The 14,768-nt window shown below is 42.5% G+C and carries 12 protein-coding genes and 2 pseudogenes; 12 read left to right on the top strand and 2 right to left on the bottom strand.

Annotated features, from left to right (window positions below):
• Window positions 1-126: 126 nt before the first annotated feature.
• The 6 genes and pseudogenes from arfA to I8U27_RS21245 all read left to right on the top strand — a co-directional run.
• Complete coding sequence (gene arfA, locus I8U27_RS01525) at window positions 127-1,653, top strand: arabinosylfuranosidase ArfA (RefSeq protein ID WP_232345170.1); 1,527 nt, start codon at window positions 127-129, stop codon at window positions 1,651-1,653.
• 24 nt (window positions 1,654-1,677) lie between these two features.
• Window positions 1,678-2,829 (top strand): sn-glycerol-1-phosphate dehydrogenase, encoded by a 1,152-nt coding sequence (locus tag I8U27_RS01520; protein WP_232345169.1) that lies wholly within the window; start codon window positions 1,678-1,680, stop codon window positions 2,827-2,829.
• A gap of 334 nt (window positions 2,830-3,163) precedes the next feature.
• Window positions 3,164-4,456 (top strand): ABC transporter substrate-binding protein, encoded by a 1,293-nt coding sequence (locus I8U27_RS01515; RefSeq protein WP_181750261.1) that lies wholly within the window; start codon window positions 3,164-3,166, stop codon window positions 4,454-4,456.
• Window positions 4,457-4,481: 25 nt separating this feature from the next.
• Window positions 4,482-5,405, top strand: coding sequence for a carbohydrate ABC transporter permease (locus I8U27_RS01510; protein WP_181750262.1), 924 nt, complete (start codon window positions 4,482-4,484; stop codon window positions 5,403-5,405).
• 8 nt (window positions 5,406-5,413) lie between these two features.
• Window positions 5,414-6,253: a carbohydrate ABC transporter permease gene (locus I8U27_RS01505; protein ID WP_181750545.1), complete on the top strand. Its 840-nt coding sequence runs from the start codon at window positions 5,414-5,416 to the stop codon at window positions 6,251-6,253.
• A 292-nt stretch (window positions 6,254-6,545) separates the two neighbouring features.
• A pseudogene (locus I8U27_RS21245) lies at window positions 6,546-6,776 on the top strand (N-acetyltransferase family protein); the annotation flags it as partial.
• 230 nt (window positions 6,777-7,006) lie between these two features.
• Here the strand turns inward: I8U27_RS21245 and I8U27_RS01500 are convergent.
• Window positions 7,007-7,439 (bottom strand): annotated as a pseudogene (locus I8U27_RS01500) (transketolase); the annotation flags it as partial.
• Window positions 7,440-7,509: 70 nt separating this feature from the next.
• Window positions 7,510-8,259 (bottom strand): DeoR/GlpR family DNA-binding transcription regulator, encoded by a 750-nt coding sequence (locus I8U27_RS01495; protein WP_181750263.1) that lies wholly within the window; start codon window positions 8,257-8,259, stop codon window positions 7,510-7,512.
• A gap of 171 nt (window positions 8,260-8,430) precedes the next feature.
• On the opposite strand from I8U27_RS01495, the gene I8U27_RS01490 reads away from it, so the two are divergent.
• The 6 genes from I8U27_RS01490 (at window position 8,431) to sigK (ending at window position 14,197) form a co-directional block, all read left to right on the top strand.
• Window positions 8,431-9,135, top strand: coding sequence for a ribulose-phosphate 3-epimerase (locus I8U27_RS01490; protein WP_181750264.1), 705 nt, complete (start codon window positions 8,431-8,433; stop codon window positions 9,133-9,135).
• Window positions 9,136-9,696: a 6-phospho-3-hexuloisomerase gene (hxlB, locus tag I8U27_RS01485; protein ID WP_198065819.1), complete on the top strand. Its 561-nt coding sequence runs from the start codon at window positions 9,136-9,138 to the stop codon at window positions 9,694-9,696.
• Window positions 9,697-9,752: 56 nt separating this feature from the next.
• Window positions 9,753-10,919, top strand: a complete 1,167-nt coding sequence (locus I8U27_RS01480) for a mannitol-1-phosphate 5-dehydrogenase (RefSeq protein WP_181750265.1) — start codon at window positions 9,753-9,755, stop codon at window positions 10,917-10,919.
• 15 nt (window positions 10,920-10,934) lie between these two features.
• Window positions 10,935-11,372: a PTS sugar transporter subunit IIA gene (locus I8U27_RS01475; RefSeq protein WP_181750266.1), complete on the top strand. Its 438-nt coding sequence runs from the start codon at window positions 10,935-10,937 to the stop codon at window positions 11,370-11,372.
• A 78-nt stretch (window positions 11,373-11,450) separates the two neighbouring features.
• The gene (locus I8U27_RS01470; protein ID WP_181750267.1) at window positions 11,451-12,872 is read left to right on the top strand and encodes a PTS mannitol transporter subunit IICB; all 1,422 of its coding nucleotides are present in this window, start codon (window positions 11,451-11,453) and stop codon (window positions 12,870-12,872) included.
• 617 nt (window positions 12,873-13,489) lie between these two features.
• Window positions 13,490-14,197 carry an RNA polymerase sporulation sigma factor SigK gene (sigK, locus tag I8U27_RS01465; protein ID WP_181750268.1) on the top strand — a complete coding sequence of 236 codons (708 nt, stop codon included), beginning with the start codon at window positions 13,490-13,492 and terminating at the stop codon, window positions 14,195-14,197.
• Window positions 14,198-14,768: the final 571 nt, after the last annotated feature.

The raw sequence follows: 14,768 nt of genomic DNA, 5'->3' as shown, positions 1-14,768 counted from the left end.
ATAATTTAATTATTGACGAAGAGAGAAACATCAATATAAAATGAAAATATAAAATGTTTTATATTGGACTAAAATAAACGGGTCGCGCTTTTAGATTCTCAAACAAACTGAAAAGGGAGAGAGAAGATGCCTTATTCGCAGAAAGCAAAAATGATCCTGGACAAGGACTTCAAAATCGCAGAGATTGATCCGCGTATTTATGGTTCATTTATTGAGCATCTCGGCAGGGCGGTCTACGGGGGGATTTATGAACCGGATCATCCGCTGGCCGATGAAAAAGGGTTTCGCACAGATGTGGCTGGGCTGGTCAAGGAATTGAATGTCCCCATCGTCCGCTATCCGGGTGGCAATTTCGTGTCCGGTTACAACTGGGAGGATGGAGTCGGGCCAAGAGACAAAAGGCCGCGCCGTTTGGATTTGGCATGGAAAACAGTGGAGACGAACCAGGTGGGAGTGAATGAATTCGTTGATTGGTGCAAGTTGGTCAATTCCGAAGTGATGATGGCGGTAAACCTGGGGACAAGAGGGGTAGATGCAGCCCGCAACCTGCTGGAATACTGCAATCATCCGGAAGGCACATATTGGAGTGATTTGCGGATTTCCCATGGGTATAAAGAGCCGCACAAGATCAGAACCTGGTGTTTGGGCAATGAGATGGACGGACCCTGGCAAATCGGCCATAAAACGGCGGAGGAATACGGACGGCTGGCGGTGGAAACGGCCAAAGCGATGAAGTGGGTTGATCCCGACATCGAACTTGTTGCCTGCGGCAGTTCCAACACCGCCATGCCGACATTTCCGCAGTGGGAAGCGACCACGCTGGAACATGCGTATGACGAGGTTGACTATATTTCTTTACACCAGTATTATGGCAACCCCTCCAACGACACAGCCAGTTATTTGGCGAAGTCGCTGGATATGGACAATTTTATCAAGACGGTGATCTCTACTTGCGACTTTATTAAAGCCAAAAAACGGAGCAAGAAGACAATCAATCTCAGTTTTGATGAATGGAACGTCTGGTATCATTCCAACGATGCCGATAAAAAAATTGCCCCCTGGTTGATTGCACCGCCGCAACTTGAAGATGTTTATAATTTTGAGGATGCTTTGTTGGTCGGGTGTATGCTGATTACTTTCTTAAAACACGCTGATCGCGTGAAAATCGCTTGCCTTGCCCAATTGGTCAATGTGATTGCGCCAATTAGGACGGAAAACGGCGGTATGTCCTGGAAGCAAACAATTTTTTATCCTTATCTGCACGCTTCACTGTATGGAAGGGGAGTTGCGTTAAATCCGGTAATCTCTTCCCCCAAGTATGATTGTGCTGAATTTACGGATGTGCCGTACCTGGAATCGGCGGCGGTATATAACGAAGAAAATGAAGAAGTGACCCTGTTTGCCGTCAATCGTCATCTGAAAGAAGGGCTGTATTTGGAATGCGATATCAGAAGTTTTGAGGATTATCAAGTGCTCGAACATATCGTGCTTGAACATGATGACCTAAAGGCGGTAAACACGGCGGATGCAGAAAGGGTAAAACCCCATCATCAGGGCAATGCCGAGCTCAAAGACGGGATTTTAATCGCAATATTGCCGAAATCATCCTGGAATGTAATTCGATTGAAGAAGAGCGAGGGCAGTCCCGGCTGAGATAAAGGGGAAGGGGGGGAGTAAATGTTGGATCGCTTTCTCAAAGAATTAAATGAACAAGCCGCTTCGTGCCCGTGCGGGAACCATCAGCCGATCCGGATGCATATTGTCACAGATCACGGTGCACTGGCCCAGGTAACTCATTATCTGCGGCAGAGAGATTATCATTCGGTGGCCGTTGTGGCGGATCGCAACACGTTTGCGGCTGCGGGACAAACGCTGTGCCAGGCTCTTTCGCGGGAAGAGATTTCCTTTCACCTGTGCGTTATTCAGGAAAACGAATGGGGCGATGTGATTGCCGATGAAGCATCGATCGTGCAAGTGTTGCTTGAAGTTCCCAAAGATGAAAATCCCATCCTGGCTGTTGGGGCTGGCACGATCCACGATATTGTCAGGTTTGTTAGTTATCAAACGGACAAGCCTTTTATTTCGGTGCCAACGGCTGCTTCGGTCGACGGCTTTACTTCTGCCGGTGCTCCTCTGGTCATCCGGAAGATGAAAAAAACAGTACAAGCTGCTCCCCCGGCCGCCGTGTTTGCCGATTTGGATATTATCGGGAAGGCGCCCAAAGCATTAAACGCGGCGGGATTTGGAGATATGTTAGGCAAGTTTACTTCCCTGGCCGATTGGCGATTTTCCCGGCACATGGCACAAGAGCCATTTTGCCCATTGGCTTATCAGATCACCAAGGAAGCCTTATTTTCATGTATCAGCCACATTGAAGAAATCGCCAATGCATCGGCCGAAGGGTTACGCGCGTTGACCGCCGCACTGTTGAAGTCCGGACTGTCCATGTTGCTGGCGAGACACTCCCGGCCCGCCTCCGGGGCGGAACACCATTTGTCCCATGTCTGGGAAATGGAGTTGTTAAAAGAGAATAAAAAGCAACTTCTTCATGGAGCGAAAGTCGGGGTTGCGTCCGTTGTGATCAGTGAATTGTACCAGAAACTTTCCCGTCTCGATGCAGGAGTGACGGAAGGCTTTTTTACGGGGCTGCCTGACCCGGATCAATTGAGAAGATGGTTAAGGAAAGCGGGTGCTCCCGCTGATCTGGAAGAGTTGAACATCTCCAGGGAATTTGCGCTTCAATCGTTAAAAAAAGCGCATACGATCCGCGATCGATATACAGGGTTAAAGTATATGAACGAACATGGATTGGACTTATTTCAACCTTAATCCCCCTTCACAGGTGCGCGATTACTTGTACGGACAATGCGGGGTGTTTCTGTTTTGCAGAACGGAAAGAAAAGAAGTGGATTCCAGCCGGCCGCCCCGCAGTCCTCATTATCTTTTTGGATGGGACCATATTTCAAGAATCGGTTTATGCTGCTAATCACAACCATCCGCGTATTGCAGAAGGAAGGCTTATTGATCTGTGAAGTTCTCCTGACACCATGGAGAGCTTACAAGGATCACTGATGTGTCAGAACGGTTCCTTACTGTAAAGCAGGTGAAGCTAATGGGTCATGTTATTCAGAAAATTTACAAATAAAAGGAAGGGGGATCGCGAGTGAAAAAATCTGTAATCGCCAGTCTGCTGATCTTGCTCATTTGCTTTTACAGTCTGACGGGGTGTACCCATTCGCAGGCAACACAGTCAAACGGAAAAACAGAATTAACGCTTTGGACGTTTGTTCCCCAACACGTGGAGTTTTACCAGAAGATGGCGAAGCGGTGGAATGAGCTTCATCCAGACAGACAGATTACTTTAAAAGCCGATAACTTCCCCTATGCGGACATGCATAACAAACTGCTGCTTTCCCTTTATTCTGGAGTGGGAGCTCCCGATTTGGCCGATATAGAAATCAATCGCTTTCCCAATTATCTGAAGGGTAAACCGCAGTTGGTCCCATTGAATGATTTGATCGAACCGGTAAAGGATAAAGTGATCCTGTCCCGATTTGAAATCTACAGCAAAGACGGGAAGTATTATGGTATCGATTTTCATGTGGGTGCCACTGTAATGTATTACAATACAGAGATTTTGTCACAGGCAGGCGTCGACCCCGACCAGATTAAAACCTGGGATGATTATGTAGAAGCCGGAAAAAAAGTGAAGGCGAAAACGGGGAAGATGATGACAACGGTGGAAATCACGGATCTGTGGAGTTATTGGCCCATGGTGATCCAACAGAATTCAGATTTTATTGACCGTCATGGTAACGTGACATTGGACAATAAGACCAATATCAAAACACTTCAGTTTTTGTACGACATGATTGAGAAAGACAAGATCGCCCAGCCGGCCCCCAGGGGATTTCACCACAGCGAGGATTACTATGCGTTCATGAACAAGGGGGAAGCAGCTTCCGTCATGATGCCGATGTGGTATATGGGAAGATTTACGGACTTTATGCCCGATTTAAAAGGGAAAATCATCGTGAGACCATTACCGGCATGGACAAAGGGCGGGATGCGATCCGCAGGTATGGGTGGAACCGGCACAGCGGTTACCAATCAGTCCAAGCATGTGAAGTTGGCCAAAGAGTTTCTCGCTTTTAGCAAACTTTCGAAAGAAGGGAACATCGAAATATGGAAAACATTGGGTTTTGATCCTGTCCGCTGGGATGTCTGGGATCTGCCGGAGCTAAATGCTCCTAATAAATACACAGAGTATTTTGGTAGCGATATCTTTAAAACTTTGCTCTCCATCAAAGATGAAATCCATTCGCCCCATCTAAGCGACAAGTCGCCGCAGATGAATCAGTTGCTGAGAAGTGAAGTTTTCTTCAACACCTTGCAAAGGCGGTCTCAAACGCCTGCTGAAAGTTTGAAAGCGGTTGCGGAGGAGATGAGGCGTTGATACATCATGAAAGAGATTGAAATAAATGGGGGCGACGATTGTGATCAGTAAACTGCTTATGGGTGGAAGAAGGATCTGTCATTCGAAAAAAGTGGCGCCTTACCTTTTCATCATGCCCTTTGTTCTTTCTTTCCTGCTGTTTTTTCTATACCCGCTTCTTAGTACCATCAACATGAGCTTCCAGGAAATCTTTCCGGGCGAAACGCGATATATTGGTTTGGCTAATTACGAAAAGATATGGAACCCCCATTTTTATCGGGCGGTCTATAATACGTCACTCTATACACTTGGCACCCTTATCATCCTAATTCCGGTCCCCCTGCTGTTGGCAATTCTTTTAAACAGAAAAGAAACGCCGGGACGCCAATTTTTCCGCTCTGCGTTATTTATACCCGCCCTTACATCGGTTGTGGTGGCCGGGGTTGTTTTTCGATTGATGTTTGGTGTATCAGACACTTCGCTTATCAATTCTCTGTTGATCAAACTGGGATTGTCCCCGCAACAGTGGACGATGCATGCAGAAACGGGGATGTTCCTGATGTTGCTCCTTGCAACATGGAGATGGACAGGTGTTAATCTGCTGTATTTCTTGGCGGGACTGCAAAATATCCCGAAAGAGTTGTATCAGTCGGCGGACATCGACGGAGCCGGACCGCTCCAAAAGTTTTGGCATATTACCTTGCCCATGTTAAAACCAGTGGTCATCTATGTACTGACGATCAGCATCTTTGGCGGATTCCGCATGTTTGAAGAAAGTTATGTGTTTTGGGGAACGGCTTCACCGGGCGATATCGGGTTAACCATCACCGGTTATTTGTACCAACAAGGATTTGAATCTTTTGATTTGGGATTGGGTGCGGCGATCGGAGTGGTATTGCTCTTGATCGTGTTAACCATCAATCTGATCCAATTACGATTCTTTGGTCTGTTCAGCAAGGAGGATGAATGATGCAAAAAATGACGGCAAAAAAGAAAACGCTTTCCGTCGGAGTGTTTCTCTTCCTGATCTGCTTATCCTTCCTGGTGCTGTTTCCTTTTGGTGCCCTTGTGCTGGCTTCTTTAAATCCGGCGGCTGAATTGATGCGCTTCGGGTTAAACCTGCACATTGAGCCGGAAAAACTCAGCCTGAACAACTACCGATACCTTTTCTCTGAAGAGGCCCGATTATATTTGCAATGGTTTAAGAATAGCGTTCTTCTTACCGTCCTCAGTACAATTGTTACTTTGTTTTTCTCGTCCATGGTGGGGTATGCACTGGCGATTTACCGATTTAAAGGGAGAAACTTTATTTTGGGTTTGGTTGTGTTTGTCATGATGATTCCCGTAGAGATTATGATGCTGCCTATGTTCAAAGAAATGATCTCTTTTCATTTGATCAATACGTATTGGGGAGTGATCCTTCCTTTTGCCGTATCCCCTTTCGCCGTCTTCTTTTTTCGCCAATTTACGCTCGGACTGCCCAAGGAGCTTTTGGATGCGGCCAGGATTGACGGTTGTTCCGAGTTTGGCATCTTCTTCAGGGTGATGGCACCTTTGATGATCCCCGCGTTTGGTGCGATGGGCATCCTCCAGGCGTTGAACAGTTGGAACAATTTCTTATGGCCGTTAATCGTATTGCGCACCAATGACATGCTGAACTTGCCAATCGGATTGTCAGGCTTGCTGACACCATACGGAAATAATTACAATATCCTGATTTCCGGTTCGGTCTTGACCGTTTTGCCCATGCTGGTTTTGTTCCTTTTCTTTCAACGCTTTTTCATTGCCGGCCTGACAGTAGGAGGAGTAAAGGGATAGTGGTCAGAGGGGGAAACCAGGCTAATTGCAGCAACGGGACGAATTGAGAAAATAATGCCAAAAAAAGGGGGTGGAAAAATCGCTCCTGAAGAATAAAGGGAATGTACGATTGGCAAGCTGGATTTGCTCTCGATTTGTGTTGGCGATATGCAGTGGAGTATTGATTATGCTGTCCTATTTACATTTTGATGGAGGTGAAGTAGCTTGTGAGGAATCATAACGGCTCTGGCAATGATGATCCGCGAGATGATTGACTTTGTTTTGTATATCAAGAACAATGCATTTGCCCAGCCGTTGCCAGAATGCTGATGCAGGGGTTGCGGATATTTCCGTTTATATTAATCTCAACTGGCGTGGAAAAGGACTTGGTTTAGAAGGAACGGCGAAAGAAAATAGTTTTTATAAACTGGTACTGTTCACCTTCCCTTTAACCAATTAGGGCAAGGTTTATATCGAAAAGCAGGCTTTCGGTAAATTGGATGGAACATTTGTTGATGACATGGGGATGAAAAAATTGTTATAGACTGTTTCGCGAACCTGATTAATATGAGAATAGCCACATCCATCGACGATGGATGTGGCTGTTATTTATTTCCGTTTTTTTGCAAACTGAATGATCCTGGCTTCAATTTGATCTCTTACTCGCTGATAAAACTTGTCACACTTCTTCATCGGATCCTTGCGCTTTGGTGGGATTTGAGGAGGTGTCATCGGGCATTTATCGTTAGCATTACTGCAAAATGCTATAAGTTAGTGATCAATCAATTCATATCTTTCCTTATTATAAGTTACTGCAAGGTGGCACACTCTGCCATTGCTATTTCAACAGCCATGGAATTCCCTGGCCCGGTGGCAATGTTGTTGCTTCTACACCAGGTGTATGGCCATATTCCAGGTGTCCTGGTGTTTTATTGTCCCATTGGCGGAAATTCTTAATATTTTCAATGGACAAGTCATACCCCAATAAGTGAAGCAGGCTACACAACAGCATCGAACCGTGTCTGGCCGAAAGGATAAAACGGTCTCTGTTAAAACATGACGGTTTTTTGGTCTGGTTCATAGTACATACTCCATGGGAGCAGCACCAATAGGCAAATCAAGATGATCTGAATTTAGCTGCCTGGACGGCGTCAATCAATAATGTGCGAATCACGCTGATAGCAAGTGTATCAATTTGATTGAAAATGTTTATGAAAGATTTGCCCCTTAAAGATTTGCTCCTTTTAAAAGATATTTAATAATAGAGTAACTGAAATTTAATCCACCACAGTGATTCCTTGATTGGCGTACAGAGCTTTTACATCTGGTTTAACATTTTCAGTAATCAGATAGGTTAAATGATCAGACGGACATACAATATGATTGGAAACTGTATCCAACTTGTCAGGCGTAACCAAAGCTAATACTTCAGTAGAAATGGAGGCCATTTTCCGTTTTACTAAAGCTTCCGATCTACTTGGAACGCTGATTCCGATACGAGCATCTATATTATAAATCCCCATTATATACAGGTCGGCCCTCATGGTGTTCAGCGTTTCCACCGCATCTATTCCGAGGTTAACTAACGACTCTTTAAATAAAGTGCCGCCGATCATGATAACTTCAACATTCTTGTGATTGGATAATGCCATGGAAATGGGGGGGCTATTGGTAATGATTGTTGCCTTCAAGGATAAAGGAAGATGGTTTACCAGGTGCAGGTTCGTTGTTCCTCCATCGATCAACAGGACCATGTTATCTTTTATAAAATCGACTGCTTTAAGGGCCAAACGGATTTTTACTTCATTGTATATATTTTGTCTTGTAGAAAAATCAACTACCGGAGGGCCAATCCTTAGTGCCCCGCTGTGAACTCTTTTCAACAGGCCCTGGGCATCCAATTCTTTTAAATCTCTTCTGATCGTATCTTCTGAAACAAACAGACGTTTACTTAAATCGCTGGCGATTACTTTATGTTCATCATTTAAAATTTGTAAAATCCTTTGTTGACGTTCTTCTTTTAACATTCTTCATTTACTCCTCTTTTTATTTCTTTCAGTATAACATATTTTTTCTTCTAAAAAAGATAAATGCGCAAAAAAAGCATGCGAAAACAAGCAAAAATATGCTTTACTTTGCAATGAAAACGCTATACAATTTAATTACAAGCAAAAAAACGCAATATAGGAGGCAGAAACGTGCATAATAGAGCAATCACGATTGCACCTTCCATTATGTGCGCGGATCTCTGCAACTTGGAGAAAAGTGTAGAAGAGATTAAGCGTGCAGGATTAGACACATTACACATAGATATCATTGACGGAGCGTTCAGCCCAAGCATGCCGCTAGGAATTGACACTGTGAAGCAATTGCGCAATATTACCGACTTGGATTTCGATGTTCATATTATGGCTTACAATAATGAGTTTTTCATTCAGGAGATGCTCAATATCGGTGTCCAACAAATCTCGTTTCACCTGGAAAGTGGTATCCATATTGACCGCTATATCAATTTGATCAGAAAAAATGGGGTGAAGGTTGGGGCTGCGCTTAATCCGGCCACTCCTTTATGCACCCTGGACTATGTATTGCCACAGGTTGATACTGTGCTTTTAATGCTTATCAACCCGGGTTTTGCAACTGATCAAAACGAAAGCCAGGTATCCTACGCGGTTAAAAAGGTAGGGGACTTGAGCCAATTAATTAAAAAGAGAGGCTTGGATACAAGAATTGAAGTCGACGGAAGAGTATCTTTAGATACAATTCCTGGATTGGTCAGGGCGGGCGCAGATATTCTGGTTGCCGGGACTACAAGCCTGTTTCTCCCAAATCATAGTTTGGATGAAAACAAACGATTAGTGGAAGAAGCTATCGCAAAAGGACTAAATGCAGGGGTGAAATAAATGGTGAATTACAGAGAAGTTTCACAGGATATTATCAATGAACTGGGCAATACTTTACGCAATATTAACACCGAAGAAGTAGAACAGCTGATTGACAAAATCCAGAAAGCGGAGAAGGTATTCTTCGTCGGTGTTGGCAGGGTACTGCTGTCACTAAAGTCCATCGCCAAGAGATTTGCCCATCTTGGCATCAATTGTTATATAGTTGGAGAAATCACGGAACCGGCGATTACCGAGAAAGATTTATTGATTGTAGGCTCTGGCAGTGGAGAAACCGCTTTCCCGCTCATTATAGCTAAAAAAGCAAAACAATTTAATGCGACAGTAGCCCATATTGGTGCGAATCCACAAAGTTCAATGAGAGAATATGCAGATCTCTTTATTAAAATCCCTGTCAGCACGAAACTGCAATTGCCAGGTGAAATTCCGTCGATACAACCAATGACAAGCTTATTTGAACAAAGCCTGCTCCTATTGGGCGACACGATTGCTCTAATGATAATCAAGGATAAAGATATTGATATGCACGCTCTCTGGCAATACCATGCGAACTTGGAATAATTAGAGTTGGCTTTTAGTGTAGATAAGGTTATTTGATAGTAAAGGAGATTAGACACATGAAAGCTCTGCATTTTGGTGCTGGAAAAATTGGAAAGGGCTTAATCGGAAATTTGCTCAACAAAACCGGTTATGAAGTGTGCTTTGTGGATGTGAACCAGGAAATGATTGACTGTATAAATAAAAGGAACAGCTACTCAGTTGAATTATTAGACGAAGAGCATTCGGTGGAAATAATCTCTCCTGTTTCTGCCCTGAACAGTATTACACAAAAGGAAAAAGTGATTGAAGCAATTGTAAATGTCGATATCATCACTACATCCGTTGGGGTCGTCAATTTGCCCAATATAGCCAGAGTCTTGGCAGAAGGCCTTTTAGACAGAATCGCCCAAAATAGAAAGAAAATCGATGTAATCGCCAATGAAAACGCAATCAATGCTTCCCTTACTTTAAAAAAAGAAATAGAACAAATCATATCAGTCGAGGAAATGACTCAAATCAATTCCCATGTTGGCTTTCCCAACTCTGCGATTGACCGCCTTGCTTTATCGAAAAAAGGTGACCAAGGTGAAATTGCCCTTGTTGAGCCATTCTTCGAGTGGGTGATTAACAAATCAGAAATGGTTAATTTTGATCTGCCTTTAATCAGCAATGCTATCTACGTAGAGAACTTGAAGCCTTATATTGAAAGAAAATTATACATTGTGAATATGGGTCATGCGGCCACAGCTTATTTGGGATTTTTAACAGGTGAATCAACCATTGCAAAAGCATTAAGGAACCCGGAAGTTGAAAGAATCGTGAGGGCAGCGATGGTGGAATCCTCCCAATATATGATTGAAACTTATCGGTCAGATTCTCAGGAAATGATTGAGTTTATCGAAAAAACGCTCAAGCGTTTTAAAAACAGCAATATAAGTGATGAAATTTTGCGTGTCGGGCGATCGCCGATCAGGAAATTAGGTTATGAAGAACGGTTGGTGAAGCCAGCGAGGGAACTCTTCAAGCTGGGGTTACCGTTCGAAAATTTAGCGGCATCCATAGCTGCTGGTTATCTGTTCAACAACCCTGAAGACGAGGAGTCGTTCGCACTGCAAAGCTATATTCGTGAGAATGGGATAGATAAGGCGATTTCACATTTTTCACAGATTGAACATGCCAAAATGAAGGAGATGATCACAAAGCATTACGATAAAATGAAAAACAATCACAAAATGACCCATTGAGAAAGGAGAGGTAACATGTTAAGCCAATACCTCAAAAATAATGTCCATTTCCTTAATTCAGTGCCTACCTGGGAGGAAGCTATCAAGGTTGCTGCCCAGCCCCTGCTGGATAAAGGAAACATCACCCGAAAATATGTACAGGATATGATTGAAAATGTGAATGTCAATGGCTCATATATGGTCATTGTCCCTGGAATTGCCATGCCCCATGCGAAAAATAATGGAGGAGTGCTAAAAACAGGGATCTCATGCCTAAAACTGAAGGATCCGGTTTTTTTTCCTGAAGAAAAAGATGTAAACATTCTTTTCGTTTTAGCTGCTGAAGATACGACAGGACATTTAGAGTTGATTTCGGACTTATCCTCTTTATTGATTGATGAAGATGTCATGGTCAAATTCAAAGAAGCAAGTAGTGAGGCAGAAATCATTGAGCTTATTGAATCAGTAGAATAATATTAACCGCATTCGTCCAATACGGATGCAGGAGATGATTTAAATAATAAAATTCACTTGAAAAGGGGATGTTTTAATATGGCCAGTGCAGAAGTTAAAAGCCCTTCGATCCGTGCCCGGATACAGGCATTTGGTGGCTTCCTGACCAATATGGTTTTACCTAATATAGGAGCTTTTATCGCTTGGGGTATCCTTACCGCACTTTTTATTCCCACCGGTTGGGTTCCCAATGAACAACTTGCCAAAATAGTTGGCCCAGCAATAACGTATCTTTTGCCATTGCTTTTAGCTAGTACAGGGGGCAGGATGGTCGCAGGTCAAAGAGGAGCTGTGATGGGAACAATTGGAGCTATTGGACTCATAGTTGGATCAGACATTCCAATGTTCCTGGGGGCAATGATTATAGGTCCTTTAGGTGGTTGGGTGATTAAGAAATTTGATAAATCAATAGAAAATAAAATTCCAGCTGGATTTGAAATGATTGTAAATAACTTTTCAATAGGTATTCTAGGATTTTTATTAATGATTTTGTCCTTTTATATTATAGGTCCAGTGATTGAATCAGGAAATAACATTGTAACATCTGCAATAAAAACATTGGTTGCTACTGGGTTTTTGCCAGTGCTTTCGCTAATCAATGAACCAGCCAAAGTACTTTTTTTGAATAATGTCATTGACCAAGGAATCTATTATCCACTCGGAATGCAAGAAACACTAAAAGAAGGAAAATCAATCTTCTTTACAGTGGCTTCAAACCCTGGACCAGGTTTAGGGTTACTGCTTGCATTTAGTCTTTTTGGAAAAAAGGCTGCTAAAAGAACCGCACCAGGTGCCATTATTATTCATTTTTTAGGTGGTATCCATGAATTGTATTTCCCGTATGTATTAATGAAACCACTTACAATTCTCGCTATGATTGCTGGAGGAATGTCGGGTATCACCGTGTTCAACCTATTTAATGCCGGCTTAGTAGCTGGACCAAGCCCGGGTTCGATATTTGCATACTTGGCACTGACACCAAAAGGAAACTTCTTAGGAATCATTTTAGGTGTTCTTGTTGCTGCGGCAGTTTCATTCCTCGTAACTTCTATCATTCTAAAACTGGATAAGAAGACTGATGAGGAAGAGGACTTTTCCAGTTCTGTTGAAAGATCAAAGTCAATGAAGTCTGAAGGGAAACAGATTCTAAGTTCATCTATTGATAGAGTAACCACTAATAAAGTTAGTAAAATTGCATTTGCTTGTGATGCAGGTGCAGGAAGCAGTGCACTGGGTGCAACTACGTTTAGAAAAAGACTTCAGAAGAATAATATCAATGGCATCGAAGTCAAACATTTCAGGATAGAAGACGTTCCGCAGGATTCTGATATTATCGTGGTTCATAAAGATTTATATGAAAGAGCAAGATTAACTCATAGAGATAAGAAGATCATTACAATAGAAAATTATATTGATGATCCTAATCTTGCACAGTTAATGAGTGAATTAGAACAAAGTTAAATGTTGTCATGATTCACAATTCCTCTTATCACAATTTAGCATTATTTTCGGATAAAAGGAAGCTGATTTCTCCAATACTAAGGAAATCAGCTTCTCTTTTTGGCATTAATGAACGCAAATCATTTGAGTTAAGTTTATGTCAAAAACGATATTGCCGCTAGTAAGTTAATGTGTTCCCAACCTAATAGAGAAGCATTTTTTTGTTAACTTTCCAAAAGCATATTTTTTGAAAGAGGTTGTCAACCGTGATTTTCTCGTTTCAAAGAGTCTCCATAAACTCCTGACGCGATCTTTTCATGCAATCGGTAACTATGACTCTAATGTTAATATCAAGAGTGAATAATCATTTTATTTATCTATTTTAACATTTATATTATTTAAGAATGTTGACAGGTTTCTAGTGGTTTCATCAAAAGTGCGGGAGAGTCAATTTTCGGCTGCTGTTTTTGAGAAATTTTTTAATTGCTGTTGACGGTTTGCCATAGGACAATTGTACATTGACATATACATAGACAGATAACCCTACATGCATCGATCAAGAAGGTCATGCACCTATTTTCCACAACCACATACAGTAGTAATGGCTTTTTATGAACAGGATGGAGGTGGCGGGTCTGTTGTCTGGTTTGATCACAGCGCTTGCACTCTTGTTGAGAGAAATGCTCCTGTTTGTTTCCTACATCAAAAATAATGCATTCCCCCAACCCCTGACGGAACAGGAAGAAGAGCGGAATCTCAAGTTGATGGCTGAAGGGGACCCACAAGCCCGAAACACCTTAATTGAACATAACCTGCGACTGGTGGCCCACATTGTAAAAAAGTTTGAAAATACGGGAGAAGATACCGAAGATTTAATTTCCATCGGAACGATTGGCCTGATAAAGGCAATCGAATCATACCAGCCCAATAAAGGAACCAAGCTGGCCACTTATGCCGCCCGATGCATAGAGAACGAGATCCTTATGCATCTTCGTTCACTCAAGAAAGCGCGCAAAGATGTATCGCTTCATGATCCGATTGGAACGGACAAGGAAGGAAATGAAATCACTTTAATTGATATACTTGGCACAGAGCGGGATGAAGTGGTAGATAAGGTTCAAATGAAAATCGAGAAAAAGAAAATTTATAATCATATTCACATCTTGGATGAACGGGAACAAGAAGTGATTCGCTGCCGGTTTGGTTTGGGTGGGGGAAAAGAAAAGACGCAGCGGGAAATTGCAAAAGAACTGGGAATTTCACGATCCTATGTGTCACGGATTGAAAAGCGTGCATTGATCAAATTATTTCACGAGTTTTACCGCAACGGCAAGAAAAATGGGTAAAATATGGATGTAACGAAAATTGGTGTATATGTGAAAAATTAATGGTAATTAATTGCAGATATTTTCAGATATAGTGCGTCAAAAATTAGCTGACGGGTCATACGTGAACGGTGAATTATATATCCTGCGCAGTGGGTTGGCCAAATGGCTGTCATCAACATCTTCTCCGTAAAAGAGTCGAAAAAGCTGGTTCCCAAGAATGATTGAACGTGTTGGATCAGGATTAAATCCAGGCTTCGCTGTCTGCAATACCTGACAACGGTTCGTTATTTCAAGCAAACAACTATTGTCAACCCACGAGTCTTTCCATTAATTTACCGTTTTACAGTGTTCCGTTGAGCTTTTATAAAGGCGTTCGTTGAAATCAATAATCATATAAATTTCTATAATCTGTACCTCCTTCCTGCTCTTAATGATTTGCCTTCATTGAAATGTACTTCACAGATACCATCCAAAAGTTACCCCGTTTTGTTGGTATTGTACTCAGTAAACCACCACAGGTGTCAAAGAACGAAATTACTTATCAAAAATTTCTATCTGATTTTCCTTTCGTTCGAAAAATTGAGCGGTT

Origin of the sequence: Paenactinomyces guangxiensis (assembly GCF_016055185.1) — a bacterium.
Lineage (GTDB): Bacteria > Bacillota > Bacilli > Thermoactinomycetales > Thermoactinomycetaceae > Paenactinomyces > Paenactinomyces guangxiensis.
Note: the sequence above shows the minus strand (reverse complement) of the source record. Positions and strands in the feature narration are given on the sequence as shown.